The following is a 25535-nucleotide window of genomic DNA, read 5'->3' on the forward strand; positions in this document are numbered from 1 at the left end:
GTTGCACAAGTACGAAATGGGCGTATTAAAATTTGCTCTGCTAGAGTCCGGACATCTGCCCGCTAATCCCATTTAGTGGGCATATTTTTAGTTACCTCAACATTTGTCCTTCACAATTTTTCCTGAAGGCGGGCGCTCGTTTAATTTCGGACTTACTATGTATGCGCCGTCTCTACATTACGGATCAATGAATAGTCTAAAGGCGAAGGCTATTTGGTAGGGGAGGTTTATGATGAGCGGATTCGGATTTGGTGGTTTCCCTTTTTTTAGTTTCGGATTGCGTCGCTTGTTAATTTTCCTGTTGGTAATCGTGGTAGTAATTTTTGTTTTTCCCTTCTTTTTCTTCCTTTTTTGATCTTTTGATGAGATGAAAGGGAAGAAGCCCTTCGCAACTTTCGATGCTAAGGAGTGGGTTCGTCAAAACCGGTTAAGCGAGCGGGGAAAAGCGCTCTACAAGCGAGAGAAAGAGACGATTGAGCGGAGTTTCGGGGATGCGAAGGAATTGCACGGCTATTTTCGTAGGAGTCTAAGCAAATGATCAGCTCAGTACATATTATAAAAAATTAACATAATGGAATATATTAGAAAGTATATAGAAAGGATAAGGATCGTTCGATGAAAAAAACAACGAGATTAAGAGAAATGATTTCCTCAAAAAATCCAGATTTTATCATGGAAGCACATAACGGTTTGTCTGCAAAAATCGTGGAAGAAGCCGGCTTTAAAGGGATTTGGGCCAGCGGACTCTCCATCTCCGCAAGTCTGGGCGTCAGAGATAACAACGAAGCTTCCTGGACTCAAGTACTGGATGTTTTGGAGTTTATGAGTGACGCTACATCCATTCCAATCTTGCTGGACGGAGATACGGGATACGGAAACTTTAATAACGCCAGGCGGCTGGTCAAAAAATTAGAGCAACGAAATATAGCGGGCGTTTGCATTGAAGATAAGCTGTTCCCGAAAACCAACTCCTTTATCAACGGCGAATCCCAACCCCTTGCAGACGTGGAGGAGTTTTGTGGCAAGATCAAAGCGATGAAAGACACCCAACAGGACGACGACTTTGTTGTAGTCACGAGGGTGGAAGCTTTTATTGCGGGCTGGGGTTTGAATGAAGCGTTGCGACGCGCGGAGGCTTACCGGCAAGCAGGGGCGGATGCTATCCTGATCCACAGCAAACGGTCGGACATCACAGAAATTGAAGCGTTCATGAAAGAATGGAACGGAAGACACCCGGTAGTTATTGTGCCCACAAAATATTATGCCACTCCGACGCATCGGTTCCATGAGCTGGGGGTCAATCTCGTCATCTGGGCCAATCATAATGTGAGGGCGTCCATTGACGCAATGAAAAAAATATCGCGGCAAATTTACCAAGAGAAAAGTCTCATCGGTGTAGAAGGCAACGTAGCAACCGTCGACGAGATTTTCCGGCTGCAAGGGGTGGAAGAGCTTCAAGCGGCGGAAAAGAAATATCTTCCCTCTAAAAAAGTTCCGGGTGATCACTGATGCTGCATACGAAAGCATTCGGGGAAGAACTTCAGAGGTTAGGGTTTTCATTTTACAGTGGGGTTCCGTGCTCCTTTTTGAAAAACCTGATTAACTACGCCATCAATGAATGCGAATATGTTGGAGCAGCAAATGAGGGAGATGCGGTTGCCATTTCTGCCGGCGCCTTTTTGGCAGGGAAAAAAGCCGTGGTCCTGATGCAGAATTCGGGCCTGACCAACGCGGTTTCCCCATTGGTGTCTCTTAACTATCCGTTTCGAATTCCGGTTCTTGGATTTGTCAGCCTTCGGGGAGAAACGGGAATCCCTGATGAACCACAACATGAGCTGATGGGGCAAATCACGACCGAACTGCTCGATTTGATGCAAGTGAAATGGCAGATTCTTTCATCGGACCTAAATAAGGCCAAACTCCAACTGTTACAGGCCAATCGGTGGATCGCCAACAACCAACCTTTCTTTTTCGTTGTCAGAAAAGGGACATTTGCTGAGGAACCCCTGAAAAAACAAACGCTTTCCCTTCATTTGAACCGTATAAAAAGGATGAAAAACGAAGCGTTCACGGATCAATTACCTCGCCGGCATGAAGCGCTCCAAATCATCAGCGTATGGAAAGACAACAAAACCGTACTGATTGCCACAACCGGTAAAACAGGCCGGGAATTGTATGAAATCGAAGATGCCCCAAATCACCTGTATATGGTCGGCTCCATGGGATGTGCCGCTTCTCTCGGACTCGGTATGGCGCTAACCCGAAGAGATTTGGATATCGTCGTGATCGACGGAGACGGCTCTTTGCTCATGCGCATGGGGAGTTTAGCTACCAACGGGTATTACAGTCCGCATAACATGCTCCATATCCTGTTGGACAATCAAACCCATGATTCGACGGGGGGGCAAAGCACTGTTTCGCATAATATTGATTTCATGGAGATTGCAGCTTTCTGCGGGTACACGAAATCGATTTACATCCACAGCTTAGAAGAATTAAAAACCTCCATCCAGGAATGGAAGCAAAGCAGAGGACTGACTTTTCTCTATATGAGAATTTCAAAAGGCTCCCAGAGTCAGCTGGGCCGCCCCAAAATAAAACCGTATGAAGTGAAAGAGAGACTGCAGATTTTTATTAAAAACAACTTGCCAGATTAACGGAGAGGAAATCCTATGCGGATGGTCAAAAGAAATATTTTACTGAATCCCGGACCCGCCACAACGACGGACAGTGTCAAATACGCTCAGGTAGTTCCTGATATATGCCCCCGTGAACCCGAGTTTGGCCACCTGATGGGTTCCATATCCACAGAACTGACCCGATTGGTTGCCGATCCGGAGAAGTATACCACCGTATTGTTCGGCGGTTCGGGTACGGCGGCGGTCGAATCTATTTTAAGTTCCGTTGTGGATAATGATATTCTAGTCATCATCAATAATGGCGCTTATGGCAAACGGATGTGCGAGATTGCGGAAGCCTATGGGTTGAACTTCCTGGAATTTAACAGTCCACCGGATAAGGGCATCGACTTGAACGCACTGGAAAAATGGATTCAACACTCTCCCAGAAACATCTCCCATCTGGCCGTCGTTCACCATGAGACAACCACTGGTCTGTTAAACGATATCGAGTCAATTGGGCAACTATGTAGGAAACATCGAATCGATATGGTCGTGGATGCCATGAGTTCATTTGCCGCCATTCCGATCCAAATGAAGACGATGAATATCAGTTTCCTGGCCTCAAGTTCCAATAAGAATCTTCAAGGAATGGCAGGCGTCGCATTTGTCATCGCGGATAAAAACAAATTGGAATGCGTGCAGAACAAAAAACCACGAAATTATTACCTGAATCTGTATGACCAATATCAGTTTTTTTTAAAGACCCGCCAGATGCGCTTCACGCCTCCTGTTCAAACCCTGTATGCTCTCAAACAAGCGATTGTCGAGTTAAAACAAGAAGGGGTGGCAAGGAGATACGCGAGGTACGTAAAGTCCTGGGAAACGTTAACAAAGGGGATTTCCCGGCTTGGATTAAAGTATATCGTCCCGGAAAAACACCATTCGAAAATCATCACGGCCATCCTCGAACCGGATTGCGACGGATTCGATTTCAATGAAATGCACGACTATTTATACAGGCGAGGCTTCACGATTTACCCCGGTAAACTTGAGCAGCTGGAAACGTTCAGAATCGCCAATATGGGAGATATCACCCACAAAGATATCGAAAGGTTTTTAAAATCGTTGGAAAGTTACCTGAGAACCATTAATTATATGAAGGATGGATGATAGATGAATAGCATCCTCAAAAAAAACAAAGGGTTGAGATATTCGTTTATGGTGAAGGATGTTCGGTTGGTGGTTGGGGATGACCGTTCGGTTAGTCATAGCAAATTGCCCACGGTCCTCATAAATCCACTTGGTGCCATGAATACTGCAATAGGGGCATTGTGTGAGATGTGGGCTCGATTCACTTTGGTTGCGATTACGGAAATAATCGAGATATCCTATCATAATACCACATCCCACCTTATGCTGCGATGTTGTCAGCCGGCGATGCTCGCCCACTAACGACGCCAACGCCGACTGACCACAAACATGGAGATGAACGCCAGCGCCACTACTACTGTTACTGCCCACAAGCCGGTGGCATAGGTGCCAGTCACGTCCTTAAGCGAGCCCAGAACAAACGGGAGATAAAATCCTCCGATTCCTCCGGCCGCGCCGACCATTCCGGTAATGACACCGATTTCCTTAGCAAACCGCTGGGGCACCAATTGGAAGACAGCGCCGTTGCCCATACTCAGTCCCATCATTGTCATAATCAGCAGTCCCCTCATCCAGCGAACGTAGGCAATTGGGCGGCATAGGCCATCAAGCAGGCAACAATTGGAAACAGGATCAGTAATATGCGAATCCCCCGATCCGATCGGACAGCCAACTGCCGATCGGATGAACCAAACTGCCCGACACGCAAGCGGTCACAAAACTGGATGCCTCCACCTGATTGAGGCCGTACTGATAATGTATCAAAATCGGCAAGAAACTGGAAAACCCGACGAAGCCACCAAACGTGACACTATAAAAGAAGCAAAACAGCCACGCATCTTTTTCTTTCCATAAGGAAAAATACTAATAAAGAGGTTGTGCAGGCGGTTGACCGGGAGCATCTTTGGCAAAGAAAGTAAAACGATCATGACCAATCCGATCGGGATCATCGCCAGTCCGAACACATCATGCCAACTGCCAGACACGCTAACCGAGGAGCAAACCAGACGGCCAACACGGTACCACTGTTGCCGGCTCCCGTAATCCCCATCGCCAAACCCTGATACTCCGGCCGATACCAACGGCTGGCCAATGGTATGGCAGCGGCGAAGCTGGCGCCGGCAATCCCCAGCAAAAAACCGGCGGCAAACACCTCGGGCAGCTGTCGCCCGTCAACCACAGCAAACAGAGCGGCACCATCGTGGAAGCCATTCCAATCAGACCGGTGCGCTTGGCACCGATTCGGTCGGTCAAGAGTCCCATCAGGATGCGGAAAATGGAACTGCCCAGCGTCGGCACCACCACCCTTGTGAAGCGAAAGATGTCGTTAGAACAATTCAAACTGCTCTATTCAAGCGAATAATCAGCCTGAAGACGACAGAAGCTATTGATTCTCATCTGTAAATAACCAGTTCATTATAATGTCAGGTACTCCGGCTATTTCTGCTGTCATCTTACGCAATTTATTGTATATGGTCCAATCTGGCAACTTTGAAAAAAGCAAGTGGCAAGGCCCGCCTATGGCATCATTGGTATTTACTTCAATAATCCAAATATCCCCTTTCTCATCAATGCCAAAGTCAATCCCAACTTCTTTAAATTCATAAATTACATTAAGGGACTGGCAAATCTTTTGACTAACCATATATAGTTTGTATTTCAGATAATTATCATAATTTTCGAAAATGTAAGAAGTTGGTAATACTTCCCCACCACTTATTGTTACATTGGAAACCACGGCCCCTTCTCCCCCAGCCCGGACAAGGTCACCAATGTAAACCCATCCGCGTTTGGGGTCTTTAATTAAATGTGAACGAATACAGATGGGTCTGTTTTTATATTTCTTAAATATAATCCCTTGTTGAACGATATATTTTTCACTTTCGCTCAGTGGCAAAACCATGGAATCTATCGAATCGGCAACCTGGATAGGATGCTGTTCCTTTTTTAATATATAATCGTTTCTGTCCTCCCGGCGGCTTAAATAAATGACCTCTTTTCCACCAAAACCAGCTACAGATTTAATATAGACACGTCCATATCGATTTAACATTTCTTCTATATTAGAGAAATCGGCATAAAAGATGGTGTCCGGAAGATAACCAGGGGAAATATCATTGGACTGTAGCCATTTATGCATCTCCCATTTATTTAGAAATTTTCGTTCATGATCAAAGTTTATCATTGAATCCACTTATACATCCTCCTTTTAAAAATACAAAAAGGGCATATTGGGAAAGGATCATCACCCAATTTAAGGGTTTTTTCCTCCAATCCAACTTCTGTTATTGCAACTATCTTCGCCTTCAGTAATTCAGTATATCCTATTTCGCTGGTGAGGAAGTGGTAAGTGTGTTCTCCTATTTTAAGTGTTTTTGGACAGATACCTTTCTAAATTCCAACTTAATGATTTGAGATAGCATCAATCACCGACGATTCTCCACGAAAAGGGCATAAGCTTCCGCAGTCTCTGGAAAACATGGATAACACAAGTAATGGAGTAAAACTAAATTTCATGTGTTTGAGTCTCTTGCGGAATTTGAAACAGAACGCAGGCTGTTTGGCTACAGCCCGCGCACGAAGGAGGTTGGCTGCACGGCCACGGTTGGGATTAGGTACACGATTCTTCCCTCTTCTTCGGCTAGCTCGCCAAAACGCCCCAACCCTAGAAGAAGTACATTCATCATCGCTCTAAACTCTGCCTGCACATCGTATCCCTATGCCTGCGGTTAACAGTTCCGCCAAAAAAACCTTGGTGTATTCATTGCTATATTCAGGCGTACAGCCGGGTTTTGCTGTAACTTGATATTTAATAGGTAAGAAGCTTTAGCTTTTCTTTGATTTACCTGGGTATAGGGGCATTGAGCTCCTTGCTTGGTGATGTGGCCAACGTTGTAGGCTTTTTCAGCAGTTGTTCCCGATGTAGACGGCGTCCCAACCCTGGTCTAAGTGATTAACTGAAGCGAATGGAATCAGCACTCGTTTTGGAGAAACCAACGGTGTGGGAACGAAGTCTATGTGATCAACTAATGGATCACGAAGCGAAAAACACGTCGCAAACCGTTGTCCCCGAAATCCTTCGACGGACACGTCAACTACACCCTCGGATTGAAAGAACAATTGATCTTCTCGGAAATCGACTACAATAAAGTGGATAAAGTCGGGGAATGGACGTTATCATCGTTACCACCGCCAACACGGACGAAGAAGCAGGTGAACTGCTCTCGCAGCTGGGCATATACTTTCGCAAGTAATAAAAAGTGAACGTGACTAAACAGCAAAGGAGGGGGATATCCCATTGGCCAAAAAATCGATGATCGCCAAAGCGAAGCGTAAACCGAAATTCAAAGCGCGCGCCTGCAACCGGTGTGAGCGGTGCGGACGGCCACACGCCGTCTTGCGCAAGTTCGGCCTCTGCCGGATTTGCTTACGTGAATTGGCGTATAAAGGGCAGATTCCCAGCGTAAAAAAAGCCAGCTGGTAATGAAAGTGGAAGGAGGGAAGCATGAATACGGGTTATCAGAGGTGGATATGAGGGATGTTTAGATCCGTCAGAGACCCATGGTTTCTAACAGGATTCACAAACAATGAGCCCAACTTATGTTGGGTGAGGCTATATACAAACCCAGTGAAAAAAGCCCTGGGTTTGTTAAATAGTTTGGGAGAATGTGGAGAAAGATAGACAGAGATCACGGAGAAAACAGGCTAAACCCTATCACTCTCCTTAAACAACTTTCATACAATACATTAGTTGGCTACCAGCAGGAAGATCAGCAGGAAAGCCAGCCAAAGCTAGCCATAACCATCCGAACCCAACTCTAACTCCTCTTAAAATCCCAGCGGTTTTCCGCTGGGATTTTGTATATATATTAGGATAAGATGGGGAAGATATACGGAGATTAAGGAGAAAGGGCTATTCCTTTTGTCCGCTAATCTTATTTATCGGACTATTTTTAGCTACCTCAACATTTGTGTTCACGTTTTTTCCTGAAGTCCCGTGGGTGCTCGTTTAATTTCGGACTTACTATGTATGCGCCGTCTCTATAGTACGGATCAATGAATAGTCTACACTATATAGAGAGAAAGGGGGGTTTATTATGAGCGGATTCGGCGGATTTGGTTTCGGATTGCGTCGCTTGTTGATTTTCCTGTTGGTAATCGCAACAATTTTTGTTTTTGCCGGCGTTGGATTTGGTTTCTAACAGGATTTACACACAATGAGCCCGAGTCAGCATACCCCCACCGTTTTCGGTGGGGGTTATGTATTAAAATACCACCTGTTGGTTTCAATTGGTTACTCCCTCAAGAAAATAATGAAGATCTCACGCATTCTCTTCCATTCTCCCTTTTTTAGGGGGACAAACGAACCCACTTGACGGAGGATGTTTGAAAGAAAGGGGTAAATTGGCTGTTTAGTCGACGTTTAAATAAAGTGTCAGGCTCTTTTTCCATAATATGGTCGCGCGTCGAATCTCCACAATACCCTTGCGGTATGCCCTCCCATGTCTCACAGGGTCTTCGCCCTCACATTCCTTCGTTCAACCTGCCAAGGGGTGGAGGCCAGGGGGATGCTTAGCGACAGGGTCGTGCCCGTATGACCGAATTCGTCCCGGCTCTACGCTTCGTTTGTCCATAAAAAAGGAATCAAGATCACAAGAGATCAAGCAGATGTTTGTATCTGTGAAAGGCGAACGTCTCCCAACATTCTGCGTGCGTCATAGGTTTTCTGCTTTTTCCCCAAAGTGAACAACACGCGAACCAACTTACAACACAAAGCGATCAGGGACTGCATCTTCTTCAGCGGGTTCTCCGGCCGCGTCGTCAGATACCGGTGTAATGCTCGAAATTCCGGATTGTGAGCCGTCAGCGGCAGAATGGCTTTAAACAACAGAGATCGCAGACGAGGTCGTCCCCTTTTGGTGATGCGAGTGCGTCCCTTGTGCTGCCCGGAACTGTTTTCTTTAAGGTTCAATCCTGCCAGGCGGATCACCTGTTGAGGATGATCATAGGCCGCCAAGGGGCCCACTTCCGACAGAAACCCGGCTACGGTCGCCCATCCGATCAAAGGGAATACTCAGCATCTCCCTGGTACCGGGAATGGACTGAAGCAGCTCTTGGATTTTGGTGGAGAGTTGATCCATTTGCCGGCGCAAAAACTCATATTGTTCCAGAAGCATTTGCAGCTCCATCCGGGCCATCGTCAAACCTTCGGTTAAACCAATGGAATTCCGGGCGGTTTGTACCAACCATTCGGCGCGTTTTCTACCCACAGCCCGCTGAACGACGGTTTTCCACTCGGCTGCGATCCTTTCCGCTCCCCGTTCCAGGATGTCCTTGGGAAGTGGAAAATGCTTCAGCGTGTACAGGGAAGCCTTCCCTTCCCAGTTCTTAAACACTGCCGGATATTCGGGAAAATACCGGTCGAACCAGTGGTGCATCCGGTTTTTTACCTGCTTTAGATCTTCTGTTAACCGATCGCGTTGGATCATGGCGATCCGTAGGTCGGCATAGACACCGGTCGGCACATTGGGTTCCGAATACCGCCCGTCCTTGACCAACTGAGCGATGACCTTGGCATCCTTCACGTCGTTCTTGGTCGGTGAATTGTCGTCGAGTTCCTTGCTTCTCTTGACGTGAAAGGGATTGACTAACACCACTTGGATACCTTGTTTTCTAAGAAACTGAGCTAATGGCAGCCAATAATGGCCGGTTGGTTCCAATCCAAAAAGGACGTGCGTTTTCTCATGTTCTGCCTGGAGTGTTCGAATCCACCGAATCAGCCGGTTGAATCCGGCATGAGTGTTCTCAAACGTCAAGCGCGACCCGTACTCGATTCCACGAAAGTCCTGTGCCCGGGCCACATGAACTTTCTTGGCGATGTCCGCACCGACAATGAGGGTGGATTCCGTGATTTGCTCCAATTTCCGATTTTGTTTATACTTCATGTGAGTACCTCCTTGTTATTCAGGGGTCAGTGCTAGCACCTGACACCCCGTATGTTAACAGGAGGTACTTTCTTTTTTCAAAGTGCCTCTTCTTTTGTTACAGGAATGCTTAGCGTACAATTCTCTTTTCTGGTCCGATAACTCCTAATTAAATAAAAAAACCTCCACGATTTTGTGGAGGTGAGTTGTGGGAAGCTAGTTACTCAATACTATGATTAGCCCCCAATCAAGGGGATTATTCATCTCCTAATATTAGTTTCATTAGTTCACGAAATTTGGAGCCACTCTGGAAGGCTTCTCTTGTCTCAAAAACGATTGTTTTTGAGACAAGAGAGAAACCATTTTTGCAGAGTGGCTCCATATCGAAAACACCAAAAGAAAAATGACCAGTGGTTTGGCTGGCTGAGGACGTCTTGTCTTATTAGATTTTCATTGGACATTCATTGGACTTTCATGTAAATAGTGTAAGTTTGAATTTGTAGTTGATAAAATTTGAGGGGTGTTGCTGGATATAGAAAATTATTCATACTTTTCTGATGAAGCCGCGGGAGCATCACAGGAGGTCGGCAGATGTTGAACAAGGTTCCAGAAGTTACGATCTTTTTCTGGATCATCAAGATCTTGTCAACCACGGTGGGCGAGACGGCTGCAGACTTCCTTAACTTTAAGCTGAACTTGGGCTTGACCAACACGACCTTTGTCATGTGTGGCCTATTGCTCATCACGCTGTTCCTCCAGTTCAGGTCGAGGAAGTACGTGCCAGGGATCTACTGGCTGGCGGTCGTGCTGATTAGCGTTGTCGGTACGCTGGTCAGCGACAACCTCGTGGACAACTTCGGGGTCACTCTGGAGACGACTACCATCACCTTCACCCTCGCGCTGCTGGTGACCTTTGTGGCTTGGTACGCGAGTGAGAAGACACTGTCCATCCATTCTATTTACACAACCAAGCGGGAAGCGTTCTACTGGTCGGCGATCCTGTTCACCTTCGCCTTGGGAACTGCAGCCGGTGACCTCACAGCAGAGAGTCTCAACTTGGGTTACTGGAAGTCGGCGCTCATGTTCCCCGCACTGATTGGGGTGGTGACCATCGCCTACTATCGCTTCAAGCTGAGTACAGTGCTTGCCTTCTGGATTGTCTACATCTTGACTCGCCCTCTTGGCGCTTCTCTTGGCGACTACCTGTCACAACCTCGTGATGAGGGTGGCCTTAGTCTAGGTACAGTGGGAACCAGCGCGATCTTCCTCGTAACGATCTTGAGCTTAGTAATCTACCTGACCAAGACGAGAAGAGACGAGATCCCGCTTCCGAGATCAGCTGAGGAGTCGTCTGTCACACATGGGGAGTAAGTCTCGACGGGTATGTTGGTCTGGTGGATCTAGAAAAGAAAAAAGGAACGAAACAAACAAGTTAGATATAGTGTCGAAAAAAGATTTTTCACCGCGAACTTTTTTTCCCTTTGGGAAGCCTTTTTTTATTGGTTCCAAAGATCCCCCTGGAACCAGATTAAAAAACCAAGAAGGAGTGATTTCAGTGGAAGGGTTGATCTCTCAAGTACTTCAATGGCTTACCGATCTGGGTTATGCTGGAATCGCTATTGGTCTTATGCTGGAGGTAATTCCTAGTGAAATTGTCTTGAGTTATGGGGGATATATGGTCTCCCAAGGCAAGATAAATTTTGTAGGTGCTGTTATTGCCGGAACGATTGGTGGAACAATCGCTCAACATTTTCTGTACTGGATAGGTCGGTATGGAGGGAGACCGTTCCTTGAAAAATACGGAAAGTACTTGCTGATTAATAAAAAGCACTTAGATATCGCGGAACAATGGTTTGCCCGCTATGGGACAGGAGTCATTTTCACAGCACGATTTATCCCCGTAGTTAGACATGCCATCTCGATTCCTGCCGGAATTGCCGGGATGTCTTTTGCCCGTTTCACTCTCTATACCGTTTTGGCCATTATTCCATGGTCTATTTTCTTTTTATATCTGGGTATGGAGCTGGACAGCAAATGGGACAAAGTGAAAGAAATCGCTGCTCCTTATGTGAATCAAGCAGCAATTGTTGCAGCGATCCTCATAGTGGGATATTTCCTTTTCAAAGAACTGAAAAAGCAACACAAACAACAGAATTAGGGATGGAGGGGCCGATTGCAGATCTAGTCCACAGAAAAACCCCGGTACGGACCGGGGTTTTTGTTCCGTTGATCATCTTAACGTACGATTTTCTTTTTTGGTTCGGTGACCCCTCTAGGACGGGGAGGAGCCGAACGGGTGGCAACGGCGGCCTCTCGGCAGTGTAAGGGTAATGGTTCTCTAAAGTCCTTGAAAAAGGGAAAGTGATTGTCCAGCAGAAAATGCTCGTGGACTTGGACTTGAATATACGGCGTTAATGCGAATGAAGGAGAGGGTTCGTGTCTTTTTTTGTAGAATAGTCTTTGCGGAGATCAGAAAGAGAGGAGAAACCAGATGGAAACCCTTGCATTGACACTGGAGCAGGGAAGGCAGATCGTTCAGCATTTGAGTGAACTCGAGGATCAACTCGATAAGTGTCTGGTGAAATGGAGGGAACACCGGCTAAAAACAGACGATGAAACAGCCATCCCTTCGGGGGAGGTATTATGGTCTTATAGCCCAGACGAAGAGGAACTAGAGTTACACGAGAAGATACTCGAAGTGGCCGAACTCTCCGATCAAGTGAAAGAACAGGTCGAGCAAGGTCATGTAGAAAAACAGCTCCTGCTCAAACTCAACGAAAAACTGGGAGATCTCCAAACCAAGTATGGAAACATCCTTGTCTTCTCGGCGACGGTCGCTGCCATCATCAGCGGACTCAAAGATTTGATTGAGATCTTTGTAGGCAAATGAAAAAGCTGGAAGGTTTATTCCTTCCAGCACATTTGTATAACGGTGGGGCTGCTCCTAGCACACCACTACCCTTTCACGCGACTGACGTCGGTGGGATTGATCCAGGTGGGATCGGTCCAACAGTTCAAGTCGTATTCGCTGAGGCACTGTTCCGTAAATTCTTCGAATTCATCTGCTTGTCCGTTGAACCAAGCGCTTCTCAGGTTCTCCAGACGGACTTTTTCGTGGTTGCCAGCGTAGTTACGCTCGTATAGCTCATGTCGACCACCGTACTCAGAGCCGATGGCGTCCCACAACAGCTTGATCACCTTCATCTTACTTTCAGCATCGATTCCGTTGGAGCCTCGATACAATTTTTCCAGATAGGGTCATAATTCCTCGTTTTCCATCGTTGGGGTACATTGGTCTATTCCGAGGCCTGATGCCAGAAGGAAGGCATATGAACAACTGATGTCGCTGTACTAAGCTGGACAAATCCGTCCACTTATTTTCAAGTAGTTTTTATTCGAAGAACTGTCAGATGATTTGGAACTGCTGCAAGGGCGAAAGACGTGGGGCAAGCTGGTGATGACGCCATAACTTACGCATTTTCGACAGTGTGGCTGTGGAAGCCGCATATACTTTGAAGGCACATAGGGAATGGAGAAGAGGCTAGGTACAGCACCACCTTTGTGCAGAAACAGACGGCAAATAATCGACCGTGAAGATTTTAACATCTATCCTTAGGAACTGGAGGATGTGTCGTACCAGCTCCGGCGGTATGGGTGGGGTTGCTTTCGCCATGCTTAAACGGTGTGACCTAGAAAGATCATCACCAGAAACGGGGATAATCAATTATTTCCCCAGTTCACTTTTTGCAAGGTTAAGTTGCCATGAAACACCAAATTTATCTATAACCCAACAAAACTTTTCGCTAAATGGATAAGATTTTAACGGCATTAAAACTACGCCATCTTGAGTTAACTTCTCAAAAAGCCGATCGATCTCGTCTTCAGTATCACATGTTACATACAATGATATTGCAGGAGTAAATGAAAACTCATGCTTCACACTACTATCTATACACATAAACTCTTGTCCGCATAGTGAAAAGGTAGCATGTTTCACGGTCCCCTCTTCACCATCTTCGTTCGCTCCATAACGAGTAATACTAATTATTTCTGCCTGGTCAAACAATGAAGTATAAAAATTCATTGCTTCTTCAGCCTTACCATCGAACATTAAAAACGTAGTAATTTTTTGATTTGAAACTCTCACTAAAATCATCTCCTTTTATTACGTAAGAACGATATTACATTCCAGCCTCAACAAATAAACCGAATATATGTTCCTTTTGCTGTATTATATGTGATCGGAAACAAATTGTAAACTGTTATTCAGATTTCTAATTATTGGGCGGATGATCGGTTTGCAAATCCAGCTGGGCAGGAGATGCCGATAATGGCGCTCTCTCACTTTCCCTTTTTACTTTTTCTAAATTTAAGTTATCATGAAAACAGAAACGTCACGAAGGGAAGGACATGTGGAAAGAGTATGGTGACGCACGGGTGTCCGCGGTGCATCAGGACTTGAAGAGAATCAGATCAGGGAGTTGGAGCGGTTCGGAGTGGGTGAACTATTCCAATAGTATCTGGAAATCGCATCACGGACCTCTCCAAGTTTCGCTGTCTGATGGAATCTGATACAGCTGGGAGATGCTGTCGTCCATAAACATGGAACGCATGTAAGAGTCATTTCAATACCGGGGAATCTAGTCTGTCTATGTGAGGGGGTCGACACTTGGCGAAGCAACGACATCATGACCAACACAATGGTCACCATACTGGGGCTGTTTGGTTTGATGTTTGTGCAAAGTTTTCAGAATATACATGTATTAATATCTTGACTACTAATTCTAAACTTTCGTTTCCAAATGATGAATGATATTATTTGAAAAGAAATAGGGTTTCTGGTAGTTATCAAAGCATTTGACGAGGTCAATGAAGTATCGTCAAACTTCAAGAGGAGGATTTCACAATGACTCAACCCATTGAGCGCTCAAAGACGCGACGCATCGTAGGCAACATCTTCAAAGGTTCAGTGGGCAATCTGATCGAATGGTACGACTGGTACGTTTATACTGCATTCGCGGTTTATTTCTCGTCCGAGTTCTTCCCAAAGGGAGACACGACAAGCCAACTGCTTGACACAGCGGCGATCTTCGCCGTCGGCTTCCTGATGCGCCCGATAGGGAGCCTGCTGCTGGGCCGATACGCCGATCGTCATGGCCGCCGTGCTGCGTTGACGCTTTCCATCTCCGTCATGGCCGGTGGTTCTCTGATTATTGCCTGCACACCTGGCTATGACACCATTGGCGTGTTGGCTCCTATTATTCTGGTTCTCGCACGTCTTCTCCAAGGGTTGTCTCTAGGTGGAGAATATGGAACCTCGGCAACGTATCTGTCCGAGATGGCCAGTAGCGGCCGCCGCGGATTCTACTCGAGCTTCCAGTACGTCACGCTAATTGCCGGACAGCTGGTGGCTATGGGTGTTCAAATCATCCTCCAACAAATATTCAGTGAATCCGATATGAAGTACTGGGGCTGGCGTATTCCCTTCGTTATCGGAGCAATGGGGGCGTTGGTCGTATTGTGGCTGCGCCGAACGATGGACGAATCAGAGCAGTTCTCAAAAATGGGTTCTGAAAGCCGGGCTAGCGCTGGAACGATTCGAGCTATGATGAAGCACCCCAAGGCAGTGCTGACAGTAGTCGGACTTACGCTCGGCGGAACGGTCGCCTTCTATACCTACACGACGTATTTACAGAAATTCATGGTGAATACTGTGGGACTCCCCAAGGAGGTCGTCAGTTGGATTAACTTTGTTGCCCTGCTGGTATTCGCCGTACTTCAACCTCTTGCCGGTATGCTGTCCGATCGGATTGGACGGCGCCCGCTATTGATTAGTTTCGGTATCCTCGGAACGTTGTTGACGGTACCATTGTTCCTGATCTTGGAACAGACGAAGAACCCTATCGGTGCTTTCTTGCTCATGATGGCGGGGCTCATCATTGTCACTGGTTACACTTCCATTAATGCAATCGTGAAAGCCGAGCTCTTCCCAACAGAAGTCCGTGCCCTTGGCGTGGGTTTCCCCTACGGAGTCACCGTGGCGGTGTTCGGCGGGACGGCGGAGTTCATCGCGTTATGGTGCAAGAGTATTGGCTATGAGTCACTCTTCTACTACTATGTAGCTGCCTGTATTGCCGTGAGTTTCATCGTCTACTGGCGTATGGCTGAGTCTTCTAAAGTCTCCCGCATCGAAGCCGAGCTCGGCGCTGAAGTGGTTTTAACCCATCGAACAGAAAATGAAGCCTAAACCTCCAAAAAAGCCGGTCCCTGTTAGAGGAACCGGCTTTAGCGTTTGTGACTTGACCGCACGGCGACCAAAGGGAGTGCTCTTGGTGCTACAGCCGTGTGGAGCAAGTCACACGGCTTCCAGATGATGTGCCAAGAGTTCCTGATATAATTCGTCTCCCCCAATGTGAACGCGGACGGAGACTTGATCGTTCCCCCGGACATACCATTGGTACAACTGCTGGAACACCAGATAGATCGTTTTTTTCACTTCGGCTTGCGGATACAGCTTCAGGTCGACGAACAAACTGTACAGCTCCGTTTCATCCATTTGATAATAGGAGACCTTCATTGTTTCCAGGGTCTTCTCCAAACCGCCCAACAACCATGTCAGCCAGTCTGGACGGTTTTGGCGCGTTTTCTGATTCAAAAAATGCAATGTGAACCCCATCATCGGGTAACGATGGATATCTTGTTCGGTGTAGGTGGCTTGATCCTGGCTTTTGGGATTGTAAAGGAAAAACTCCATATGTACTGCATAGCGGTCAGCATCGTATTGCGAATGGACATTGTCAGGGGATTCGGCCGTGGTATCCTCCGAATCTTCCGATTCTGTTACCGTTCGATGTGTCTCCTTCAACTCCCCCGTTTGTTCCGGTCCGAACCAACGCTTGATTTTGAAAAACATCCCCACTGTACCTCCTTCGGATGCTACTTCCTTTTTCATCGAGGCGAACAGACGCTGCCACGACAGGTGTCAGCGGGTTGTCGTGACGTTTCATCCGTCGTGAAACGACTTTCTAGAAACTAGTGTACCATACGTTGGCACATGCTGGGTTCATCCGGTTTTCACCAAACCTACCTGTTTTTCTTTATGACTCATTACGAAATTCACAAAAAGGGAAGGATTTTTTGTTTTAATTACGAGTAGTATCCACGTTTTACTAGTTTTTCTAACGTCGGAGGAGCATATAAACTCCAAACTTTACAAAAAAATCACCTGAAAGCCTACGGTTTCAATTGTGGGATGAAAGGCGGCGTTGCTCGGTGCCCTCTGAGGAGGGCGCTTAGAGCAACATTTTTTGTTTTTAGTTGTTGCAGTATTAATAAAATACTGATACAACTAAAACCATGGGACAACATACAGAAGGACGAAAAAGACGGTATCTCTGATTCACTACCACTTTGTTTTCTGCCCACGTTATCGCAGAAAAGTGTTGAGAAACCAAGTGGAAGAGCGATTCAAACAGTTGGTGAAAGACACATCTGTCAGGAAAACGGCTGGGATATCCTTGTCATGGAAGTGATGCCAGATCACTGTCATCCGTTTTTAAACTGCCAACCAGTCACAGGCGAAAAAAACCGATCGTCTGATCGGCTAATAGAAGCTTATAGGGAGAACCGGGATTACAACCCTGAGAATAAAGTATTCATCCTATGCTTTGATTAGTACAAAGCTGTTTGTAAAATGTGAATAATTTGTGGATAAAGTTCACCTGAAGGTGAGCAAAAAGGGATGTTAGGTACGTGACAATATTCCTAAGGTATAAAAATGACTGACGAGACCACACATTAGTGTATCCCCGTCCTCAGAATGTGATACGTGTGCATCTACCTAGGTAGGTGGGTAACCTAGGTGTGCATTATCATCATGAACGTTTTAGCTAATATTAATGCTTTTGGTAATCCGTTCGGTCGAGGTTGATATCGATAACGCCGGTTTGTTCAAAATCAAAGCGCGGCACGCTGATAAAGCCGTTAGATCGATGCGGATCGACAGTAAGACACGAAAAATCATCGTGGAGTTTCGAGTTGAATGATGAATGAAATATAGGGCGAAAATCCATTTTATTGATGGAACGCTAGGAAGAAGAATGATGGAGAAGGGACGCTGGATAAATGATTATCGGGAACAAATGGTGAGATGGTCACCGAGGCTTTTGAAACGTGCGGATAAGGAGTGATGACCATCTCAGTGATGGGAGATGTTAGAGATGAAAGTGCCAGTATTTAAAAACCATTGTAAGGGTTCGTCTGGTTGTCGGTTAATAGTCTCTGTATGTTCAATCGTTGCGTCAAAAGAAACGGGTGGAGGCACAAACACACCAAAATAAAGCCCGTTTAAATTAAGTAAAAGGGGAGTGTGGGAGATGGGAGCGGCACCGAAAAACGCGCCTGTTGTTAAATATAAAAAGCCAGCTTATCGCAAGACGGTGGAGGCTATCCTTAGCGAATACCCCGTACTTAAAGCGTTTGTGATGAGCTTGGGTGGAGCCGTCGAACCTATTACCGAATCAAAAAGCGGGCACTGTACAAGTTGGCTATGGCCTTGAATCAGATTTGATAGAGTGGCGAGAGAAATAGAGGTAAAATGAAAACACCCTTGTACCTGTAACCGACCTTCATCACAAACGGCTATAAGATTAAGCAACAAGTCAATGAGTCTATGGAGCCTCCCTTCGTAGGTTTCAATGGCTTAGCAGGAAACGCACTGTAGTTGAATGTCCTCGTAATTCATTTGCATTAAGTATTCAATCCTTTTAAGAAAGCGGGGATATCAAATGACATTTACTCTCTGGATTTCATTTATTCTGGCTTCTTTGTTCATCATTGCAACAACCTGGACCATCCATAACATTACTGATCATGACAAGCATTAGTCAGGGTAAAAGAGAAGCCTTTTTTATGATATCTGGTATTGTTTTGGGTAACTTAATAGCTATGATTTTCTCATTTGCTGGCATAGGCGCTATATTTCTAACTTAAAAAATTTTATAATATAATGAAATTTGTCGGAGCAATTTATCTTGTATGCCTTGGTGTTCAAATGTGGGCTAAGACCGGTAAACCGATACAATCAAATAAGACTCCATTTCTAAACAACCTACACTTCAAGCTTTCTTGATTACCGTTTTAAATCCAAGAACCTTTTTCTTTTTTGTCTCGTTCATGCCTCAATTTATAAGCAAAAGTGAGCCATTTTATTCTCAGGTTTAAAATTAGGCTTAACATTTCTTAGCTTAGTTATATTCACAGGTATCATTTATACCATAGTTGCCAGCAGAGTGTCCGAATTTCTCAATAATAGCTCCCAAAAATGGATACACCGAATTGGTGCAATCAATCTAATTGTCACTGGAATCCTTGTTCTTGATCTGCAACATTTTTAATGGCAGATGGCATTTAAAACGAATTGCTACTTCTCCCCACTCTATACCTGTAACCGACCTTTCATCGAAAACGGCTGTAAAAACCTGTTGTCAAAAATCGGCTCAAAAAGCGTGGAACCTTGTCAGTCGTCTAAGGCCACACTGATGTTTGGTCTCTACATGAAGAAGGTGACACAACCACCAAGGTAGGTGGGATAACCTTGGTCGTGAATAGCGGGTTAACAAGTTGGCAATGCGGTTGAATCTGATTTGATGGTGATCTATCTCGGAAACCTTTACAAAAAACTAACGGATTTTGGGAAGGAGTTCGCGAAGAAAGAAAAAAATTTTTATTAACCCAATAGGGAAGGGGAAATGTTCTGTGACTAAACAATTTCCTGTCTATCCTGAAGTTGATATCCTGAAAAAACCTTTGGACCAGTATCCCATCATTCATGTGCAAGCTGTCATCGAACAAGTCGAAGAGAGTAAACACGGTCACCAACACCTGTTGATCAACCAGGTTCAAATCCTAGATATCGAAAATGGTGATCCTTCCACAGTGACAGATGAAATCTTTGTCGCCATTCGTTACGGTGATGGAAATGGATTACCCGAACCTATACCGGATTTAGAAGCAGGCCAACCAATTGAACTGCAGGGGGTATATATCCCGGCGGACGAAGCTTACCCGAGCGAGGACAATCCAGGAGATCCGGTGATTCATTTCACTCATCATCCTTTAGGATTTGTTATCTATCAAGGGAAGTTGTACAAATAAAAGTCCAAAACAACAAGCTGGCCGATCATTGATATGGTCGGCCATTTTATTTTGTTTGGCAACTTTTTAGCAACCTTCTGGCACCAATTGTCCGTTTTTCGGTGTTAACATTGTAACAGGGATTGTTGGGGGCGCACCATTCGTAATATGTAGGTGATTGGAGCGGGACAAAAATAAAATCTATCAACGGAGGTGAATTTCCTCCGTCACTCACGCTATCGCTATCCTCCGCTCCTTTCATTTATCAGGTATCGGGAGCTTTACAATTAGCTCAAGGGTTTGGAGTTAGTCCGAACGCCGGATGAGGGTGTAACCGAGTGACCAACACCCTACCAGGGCCACAGGCCCAAAAAACTACGCTTATTTCTCTTAAAAACGATCTACCATTGGTTTCCTCCTCTTGGGTGACGGCGGTTTCACAAGGGGTGTACACAAAACCACGGAGCAACGGTGAGCCATGATTCGCTGACCCAAATGGGTCTTTTTTTATTATGGGTTGCATGGTAGGGGCTTAAAAATGAAACCGGTAGACATTGGTGGTCACTTATAATGGTCAAAGGATCAACAGAAAAACCCTGCCGAGATGGTCATGAGACATAAAACAGAATATTTAGCAGCTAAATCCTGTTGATAAAAATGACCTTAAAAGTTAACCCCAGCCCTATGGGCAAGGGGTTTTGCCTTTGCATTGAGGTCCAAACTAAAGACGAAAAAACCGATCGTCTGATCGGTTAATTTAGGCGATATAGGGAAGCACCTGGAGCTGACAAGTCGGTTTTACTATTTCCTAAAAAAGCTAAGAAACCTCTTACATATATTCCATATCGGTTGGATGTTTTTCCAAAAACCAATTATCGATTGTATCGCCTTAGGCATGGGAATGAAGTTCAACAATTGTGACATTAAACCGCTAAAATTAATTCCTCTCATAGTAGGCAAAGAAGTGGATGACATTTTTTGAAATTCCCCCTTTCGTTTTCTGAGGATAAGTTATTCCAATGTTCTTTTTTATGGAAGGGCAATAGTTTACAGTCATTTGTGCATTTTATTGAAAAGGTTAATGTTATTTGTAGAGAAAAGGGGGATATATGGGAAGGATCTTCCTAGTATTGGGCTACACGTCTTTTGATTTTCCCGTTGGTCATCGCTACGATCTTTGTCTTTGCTGGAGTTGGATTAGGTTACTAGGGTGTATCTGACAAATCAGGAGCACATCATGGCCCTACAGGGTCCCGGTGATGCTGATGATGAAGAGAAGGAGGCAGCGGATGAGGATGGGGAGGATGGTGAGGCGGATGAGGATGAAGTTTTAGCTTCCTCGTTACTTGTATGCTCTTTTCCAATCGTAATGTAATTTATGATGCACATTTACCACTCCTTTAGGGGGATATTCATAACCAAGGTATGTTTACCTATCCGCATTGGTATTGAGTTATAAGTCTAATTTCATGACCAAACGGAGGGTGAGGGGAGCTGAGATGACACAAACGCTTGAATTTCAATTTCATGAGTCTTCAGATTTTGATGGTACCTGTAGTGTACATAATAACCAAAATCTGACCCGGATGAGGGTGCAATCGGGGAAACAACACCCTCCCAGACAACCACCCAGCGGAATCTCGCTGGGCTTGTTTGGAAGGAATGCTTGAATGAGTGGATGGACACGTGTATCGAAGGTGACACCAATATTATCGATAACCCTTCATGGGATGAGATTATGAAAGCGATATCAACATTGGTTGACGAAAAGCGGTAATTGATTCAGCATTTATGACAGGTGTTAGCGGCTTAGCCCAGGAAGCGGACAAGGTGGAAATTACCAAGAGGTAACGGAAAAACCCTCCCTTCATTACCGGCGATACCTCTGTATAGGCTTAAAACCCCGTTTATACAAGGGATTTCTGTATACAAAGAGGTTTGAGCCCTATGGTAGGGGGGAGAGTAGATCTCGACTCTGAGAATGTTTGGTGCGCTGCGTTTACAGTGCAACTTACAGAATTTGTCGTATTTGCTCTGGCGGTCGTTGTGGTGTTCGTTATCGGATCACCACAAACGGTCTCATCATTTCATGATCCTCATGTTCAAGTATATGACAATGCCATACATACAAACCTGTATAAGGACCAAATTTCATGATAATTCGAGTTACCTGGTTAGGATTAGCTCTTACTGTATCCTTCAATCCTCTTTCTTGTGGTTCAGGAGGGATTGATGGGCCAGTGTAATGGATGACTCTCTCCTTTTTGAATCGTTCCACATCAAAAGCTCTACGGTCAAGTATTTGGAAATCAATTAAGTGAACATGAATAGGGTGTGTATCCGTAGTTAAGTTAATTAGATACCATATTTCGGTTGATCCCAATTTTGGATTCTCTGTTATGGGGGCATCCCACTGTTTATTATCCAATAGCATGAATTCGCGACCGTACTTATCCATATTATCATTTAATGTTAGGTATCGTATTTTTGAAGCTGATTTTTCTTTTATTTTTGGAAGAGGACCCATATAAGACGGTATAACACTCGTATCAATATTTGAAAGAGGAAGAGTCACTCGAAACTGCATCACAGTACCTGTATTTTTATCTGCCGGATCTCCGGTTGGAAAAGAGGCGGGGGCATCATTTGTCATGATAATGTTCTTGCCCTCAAGATTGGTAAAATCAATGATCACATCTGCTCGTTCTGCAGGAGCCAACATGATTTCTTTGACTCCGATCGGGTATTCCATCAGTCCTCCATCAGTTCCAATTTGATAAAGAAGTTGTCCCGAATCAAGCTTAAGCCTATAAAAACGGGTGTTAGATGCATTTAGCAGCCTAAATCGATATTTACGTGGTTCCACTTTTAAATAGGGCCATACTTTGCCATTCACCAGAATGGTATCCCCTATAAATTCAGGAACTATCGACGTTTTTAATTCCGGGACTGGTTTTTCGGGCTGCCTTGGGTAATAAAGAGAACCATCCTTATTAAAGGATTTGTCTTGTATCATAAGCGGGATTTCATATGAACCACATGGCAAATTTAACAAGCGTTCCTGTTGATCTCTTACAAGGTAAAATCCTGCAAGGCCTGCATATATATTGAGTCTTGTGATACCAAGTGTATGGTCGTGGTACCAGAGAGTGCAGGATCGCATGCAATTATCATATCGATATACTTTCTTTGTATAATATGGGCCGACTTTTTTGAATCCCTTTGTAAACCAAGCCTCCGGATAGCCATCGCTTTCAGGTTCAACGCTAGCCCCGTGTACATGTACCACCGTTCTTACTTCCGGTACATCCAAGTGCGCACCATGCACTGTATAGTCTACCGGCAATAGATGCTTTGCGGGAAGATTGTTGATCCACTTTACGAACACTTTTTCTCCGCTTTCCACCTCAATGGTAGGCCCTGGATATCTGCCTTCATATCCCCAAACCGTTGTGTCATTTAACTCACTATGGAGAGATTGCTTAAATTCCGTCATATGCACTTTATAATAAGTATGATATGGATGTTTCCGATAAGGTTTTAAAACAGGGGGAATAGGAAGTTCATCTACAAATTTTGAGAGAATCATATTTCCGCTCCTTTATAAAATACTAATTCATAATCAATCTATTTGATCGAGTCCGAAAATATGTGCAAGTTCTCCCCTTTAGCAAAAGTCGTCGATTGGATCCGGATGCCCCACTCCCGACGGCGGATTTCCAGCTTGTTTGACCAGTTTTTATGGTATAGCTTTGTCTTATTCGTATTGGATTGAACTTGTTTCGCTTTCTCTTCATAAAAATTTTGAATAGGTTTGAGTTGATTAAGTTACATAATAACAAATTCACACAACATCCAGATTGCGGATGGCCCCCATAATCACCAATTTGAATTGGTTTTTTACGGAGGTCCTCGCCCCTTCCCTCATCTTCATCGATATGAAGGAGGAAGATCTCCGTGCTCAAGTGGGATGACTGATATTGAATCCATCAATTAACAAAACCAGCTGCCCGACGGCAGCTGGTTTGCTTAGGAGATACTTTCGATTTCTTGTTTCGCGTTTGGATCAGGTTTGACCAATAGACGGGTGACACGTCTTTGCTCCACTTCTTTCACAATAAAAATCCAACCATCGTAAACCACTTGATCACCCTTCATAGGGATCTTATCCAGTTGGGAAAACACCCAACCTCCAATCGTGTCGTTATCGGGATCTTCAATCGCGATCCCAAAAAGGTCGTTCACTTCATCAATCAGTAATCGCGAATCGATGATCGTTTCGCTTCCGATTTTCTGTATCGGGGGTGGTTCGTTATCAAACTCATCCTGAATCTCTCCAAAGATTTCCTCTATAATATCTTCTGTTGTAATAAGGCCCGAAGTCCCGCCAAATTCATCAACCACAATTGCCATTTCCGACCGTTTTTTCTGTAAAGTTCGGAGAATATCTTTCAACTCCATCGTTTCAGGAACCAAAATAGCCGGACGGACCAGATTTTCCAGATTGGGTTGTTGTTTGTTAATCATTTGTTCATATACATCTCGGATATGGATGATCCCGATAATATCATCCTTATCTGCTCCGCATAAAGGAAAACGGGTATGATAGGTTTTACGGATGATTTCCCAATTCTCCTCAAATGTGTTGTCTCGATATAAAACCTTCATGTTTACACGGGGCACCATGATCTCTCGCGCTCGGCGATCGGAAAACTCAAATAAATTGTCAAATAAATCCAGTTCCGTTTCGTCAAAGTTACCACCTTTGTGGCTTTGAGAAATCAATAAGCGAATTTCTTCAATCAATAAGCGAATCTCTTCCTCGGTATGGGCCTGTTGATGATCCGTTAACTTAATTCCCATCAACTTGAGAATCCAGATAGCTGCACCATTGAGTAACAAGATAAAGGGTTTAAATACATAGTAAAAAGCATATAAAGGACTGGCGGTCCACAAAGTGGTTTCTTTTGCTCGCCGGATGGCGAGAGATTTGGGTGCTATTTCACCCAGTATAATATGGAGAAAAGTAATGATCGTAAAAGCGATGGCAAAAGAGATCGTATGGATGAGCCAAGAAGGCATCCCGAGGTATGAGAGTGCCGGCTCGATCATCTCTGCGATGGCTGGTTCTCCAATCCATCCAAGACCTAACGAGGCCAGTGTAATTCCCAGCTGAGTTGCGGATAAATAGGGATCCAAATTGGCCAGTACTTTCTTGGCGATTTTTGCACGTTTATCTTTTAATTGAGCAATTTGTGTGGATCGAACCTTAACGATGGCAAATTCAGCTGCCACAAAAAATCCATTCAACAGAACCAAAAAAAGCACCAGAAACAAATTGAAAATCGTACCTGGAACACCGCCCAAAAGAACATTACCTCCTGAAACACTTAGTTGGCATTTGAAGCTAAAGACGGCTGCGGCATCTGGAACCCCAATGATCCAATTTTATGATTACCTTATGAATGTCGGTTACGTGTCGGTCACCGACAACCCGATAATTACGATGGTAACTTGAAACGTAAGAGTATGTGGAACCTGATCAATTTAAGGATATTCCCATAGAACAAAGGGTGTTCTTTTGGAACGAGGAGGATGCCCAAAAAGCTGGTTATAAGAAGCTATAAAAAAGAAACCCGTCCAGATCGCGAGGCTCTGAGCGGGTTTCATTGGTATCGTCTGGCCAAATGGAAGGCATCTTCCACCG

Annotated in this window: 19 protein-coding genes and 4 pseudogenes; 13 read left to right on the top strand and 10 right to left on the bottom strand. The window is 44.9% G+C overall.

Annotated features, from left to right (window positions below):
• Nucleotides 1-400: 400 nt before the first annotated feature.
• The 4 genes and pseudogenes from NWF35_RS03530 to NWF35_RS03545 all read left to right on the top strand — a co-directional run.
• Nucleotides 401-514 (top strand): annotated as a pseudogene (locus tag NWF35_RS03530) (transposase); the annotation flags it as partial.
• A 101-nt stretch (nucleotides 515-615) separates the two neighbouring features.
• On the top strand, nucleotides 616-1509 hold the full coding sequence (gene aepX / locus NWF35_RS03535) for a phosphoenolpyruvate mutase (RefSeq protein ID WP_301237699.1): 894 nt from the start codon (nucleotides 616-618) through the stop codon (nucleotides 1507-1509).
• Complete coding sequence (gene aepY / locus NWF35_RS03540; RefSeq protein WP_301237700.1) at nucleotides 1509-2657, top strand: phosphonopyruvate decarboxylase; 1149 nt, start codon at nucleotides 1509-1511, stop codon at nucleotides 2655-2657. The genes aepX and aepY overlap by 1 nt, the downstream gene beginning before the upstream one ends.
• A gap of 15 nt (nucleotides 2658-2672) precedes the next feature.
• Entirely contained in the window at nucleotides 2673-3791 is a 1119-nt protein-coding gene (locus tag NWF35_RS03545; protein ID WP_301237701.1) for a 2-aminoethylphosphonate aminotransferase, read from the top strand.
• 278 nt (nucleotides 3792-4069) lie between these two features.
• On the opposite strand, the gene NWF35_RS03550 is transcribed toward NWF35_RS03545, so the two are convergent.
• The 4 genes from NWF35_RS03550 to NWF35_RS03565 form a co-directional block, all read right to left on the bottom strand.
• A complete protein-coding gene (locus NWF35_RS03550) occupies nucleotides 4070-4324 on the bottom strand; it encodes an MFS transporter (protein WP_301237702.1) in 255 nt (84 codons plus the stop codon).
• A 79-nt stretch (nucleotides 4325-4403) separates the two neighbouring features.
• The gene (locus NWF35_RS03555) at nucleotides 4404-4544 is read right to left on the bottom strand and encodes a hypothetical protein (RefSeq protein WP_301237703.1); all 141 of its coding nucleotides are present in this window, start codon (nucleotides 4542-4544) and stop codon (nucleotides 4404-4406) included.
• A 172-nt stretch (nucleotides 4545-4716) separates the two neighbouring features.
• The gene (locus NWF35_RS03560) at nucleotides 4717-4950 is read right to left on the bottom strand and encodes a hypothetical protein (protein ID WP_301237704.1); all 234 of its coding nucleotides are present in this window, start codon (nucleotides 4948-4950) and stop codon (nucleotides 4717-4719) included.
• 204 nt (nucleotides 4951-5154) lie between these two features.
• Nucleotides 5155-5955 carry a YheC/YheD family protein gene (locus tag NWF35_RS03565; RefSeq protein WP_301237724.1) on the bottom strand — a complete coding sequence of 267 codons (801 nt, stop codon included), beginning with the start codon at nucleotides 5953-5955 and terminating at the stop codon, nucleotides 5155-5157.
• Nucleotides 5956-6833: 878 nt separating this feature from the next.
• Here NWF35_RS03565 and rplE point away from each other — a divergent pair.
• Nucleotides 6834-7024: pseudogene (rplE, locus tag NWF35_RS03570) on the top strand (50S ribosomal protein L5); the annotation flags it as partial.
• 44 nt (nucleotides 7025-7068) lie between these two features.
• Complete coding sequence (locus NWF35_RS03575) at nucleotides 7069-7254, top strand: type Z 30S ribosomal protein S14 (protein ID WP_301237705.1); 186 nt, start codon at nucleotides 7069-7071, stop codon at nucleotides 7252-7254.
• Nucleotides 7255-8430: 1176 nt separating this feature from the next.
• On the opposite strand, the pseudogene NWF35_RS03580 reads toward NWF35_RS03575, so the two are convergent.
• Nucleotides 8431-9715 (bottom strand): annotated as a pseudogene (locus NWF35_RS03580) (IS110 family RNA-guided transposase).
• Between the two features lie 570 nt (nucleotides 9716-10285).
• Here NWF35_RS03580 and NWF35_RS03585 point away from each other — a divergent pair.
• The 3 genes from NWF35_RS03585 (at nucleotide 10286) to NWF35_RS03595 (ending at nucleotide 12584) form a co-directional block, all read left to right on the top strand.
• The gene (locus tag NWF35_RS03585; protein ID WP_363321537.1) at nucleotides 10286-11065 is read left to right on the top strand and encodes a COG4705 family protein; all 780 of its coding nucleotides are present in this window, start codon (nucleotides 10286-10288) and stop codon (nucleotides 11063-11065) included.
• Nucleotides 11066-11249: 184 nt separating this feature from the next.
• Nucleotides 11250-11852: an undecaprenyl phosphate transporter UptA gene (uptA, locus tag NWF35_RS03590; protein ID WP_301237706.1), complete on the top strand. Its 603-nt coding sequence runs from the start codon at nucleotides 11250-11252 to the stop codon at nucleotides 11850-11852.
• Between the two features lie 333 nt (nucleotides 11853-12185).
• Nucleotides 12186-12584, top strand: a complete 399-nt coding sequence (locus NWF35_RS03595) for a hypothetical protein (protein ID WP_301237707.1) — start codon at nucleotides 12186-12188, stop codon at nucleotides 12582-12584.
• 65 nt (nucleotides 12585-12649) lie between these two features.
• On the opposite strand, the gene NWF35_RS03600 is transcribed toward NWF35_RS03595, so the two are convergent.
• Nucleotides 12650-12946, bottom strand: coding sequence for a 4-hydroxyphenylacetate 3-hydroxylase C-terminal domain-containing protein (locus NWF35_RS03600; protein ID WP_301237725.1), 297 nt, complete (start codon nucleotides 12944-12946; stop codon nucleotides 12650-12652).
• Nucleotides 12947-13418: 472 nt separating this feature from the next.
• Nucleotides 13419-13841 carry a VOC family protein gene (locus NWF35_RS03605; protein WP_301237708.1) on the bottom strand — a complete coding sequence of 141 codons (423 nt, stop codon included), beginning with the start codon at nucleotides 13839-13841 and terminating at the stop codon, nucleotides 13419-13421.
• A 522-nt stretch (nucleotides 13842-14363) separates the two neighbouring features.
• On the opposite strand from NWF35_RS03605, the gene NWF35_RS03610 reads away from it, so the two are divergent.
• Complete coding sequence (locus tag NWF35_RS03610; protein WP_301237709.1) at nucleotides 14364-14507, top strand: hypothetical protein; 144 nt, start codon at nucleotides 14364-14366, stop codon at nucleotides 14505-14507.
• 93 nt (nucleotides 14508-14600) lie between these two features.
• The gene (locus NWF35_RS03615) at nucleotides 14601-15941 is read left to right on the top strand and encodes an MFS transporter (RefSeq protein WP_301237710.1); all 1341 of its coding nucleotides are present in this window, start codon (nucleotides 14601-14603) and stop codon (nucleotides 15939-15941) included.
• 108 nt (nucleotides 15942-16049) lie between these two features.
• On the opposite strand, the gene NWF35_RS03620 is transcribed toward NWF35_RS03615, so the two are convergent.
• On the bottom strand, nucleotides 16050-16607 hold the full coding sequence (locus NWF35_RS03620; RefSeq protein WP_301237711.1) for a hypothetical protein: 558 nt from the start codon (nucleotides 16605-16607) through the stop codon (nucleotides 16050-16052).
• Nucleotides 16608-17088: 481 nt separating this feature from the next.
• Here NWF35_RS03620 and tnpA point away from each other — a divergent pair.
• Both tnpA and NWF35_RS03630 read left to right on the top strand, forming a co-directional pair.
• Nucleotides 17089-17264, top strand: a pseudogene (gene tnpA, locus NWF35_RS03625) (IS200/IS605 family transposase); the annotation flags it as partial.
• A 2186-nt stretch (nucleotides 17265-19450) separates the two neighbouring features.
• A complete protein-coding gene (locus NWF35_RS03630; protein ID WP_301237712.1) occupies nucleotides 19451-19849 on the top strand; it encodes a hypothetical protein in 399 nt (132 codons plus the stop codon).
• 2035 nt (nucleotides 19850-21884) lie between these two features.
• Here the strand turns inward: NWF35_RS03630 and NWF35_RS03635 are convergent.
• A complete protein-coding gene (locus NWF35_RS03635) occupies nucleotides 21885-23417 on the bottom strand; it encodes a multicopper oxidase family protein (protein ID WP_301237713.1) in 1533 nt (510 codons plus the stop codon).
• 440 nt (nucleotides 23418-23857) lie between these two features.
• Nucleotides 23858-25195 carry a hemolysin family protein gene (locus NWF35_RS03640; protein ID WP_301237714.1) on the bottom strand — a complete coding sequence of 446 codons (1338 nt, stop codon included), beginning with the start codon at nucleotides 25193-25195 and terminating at the stop codon, nucleotides 23858-23860.
• Nucleotides 25196-25535 lie beyond the last annotated feature (340 nt).

This window comes from Polycladomyces subterraneus (assembly GCF_030433435.1).
Classification (GTDB): Bacteria; Bacillota; Bacilli; order Thermoactinomycetales; family JIR-001; genus Polycladomyces; species Polycladomyces subterraneus.

Coding starts and splice junctions, on each gene's coding strand:
- NWF35_RS03595 (WP_301237707.1), top strand. CDS start 12,186: ATGGAAACCCTTGCATTGACACTGGAGCAGGGAAGGCAGATCGTTCAG.
- NWF35_RS03550 (WP_301237702.1), bottom strand. CDS start 4,324: ATGACAATGATGGGACTGAGTATGGGCAACGGCGCTGTCTTCCAATTG.
- NWF35_RS03635 (WP_301237713.1), bottom strand. CDS start 23,417: ATGATTCTCTCAAAATTTGTAGATGAACTTCCTATTCCCCCTGTTTTA.
- NWF35_RS03565 (WP_301237724.1), bottom strand. CDS start 5,955: ATGATAAACTTTGATCATGAACGAAAATTTCTAAATAAATGGGAGATG.
- aepX (WP_301237699.1), top strand. CDS start 616: ATGAAAAAAACAACGAGATTAAGAGAAATGATTTCCTCAAAAAATCCA.
- NWF35_RS03620 (WP_301237711.1), bottom strand. CDS start 16,607: ATGTTTTTCAAAATCAAGCGTTGGTTCGGACCGGAACAAACGGGGGAG.
- NWF35_RS03585 (WP_363321537.1), top strand. CDS start 10,286: ATGTTGAACAAGGTTCCAGAAGTTACGATCTTTTTCTGGATCATCAAG.
- NWF35_RS03615 (WP_301237710.1), top strand. CDS start 14,601: ATGACTCAACCCATTGAGCGCTCAAAGACGCGACGCATCGTAGGCAAC.
- aepY (WP_301237700.1), top strand. CDS start 1,509: ATGCTGCATACGAAAGCATTCGGGGAAGAACTTCAGAGGTTAGGGTTT.
- NWF35_RS03545 (WP_301237701.1), top strand. CDS start 2,673: ATGCGGATGGTCAAAAGAAATATTTTACTGAATCCCGGACCCGCCACA.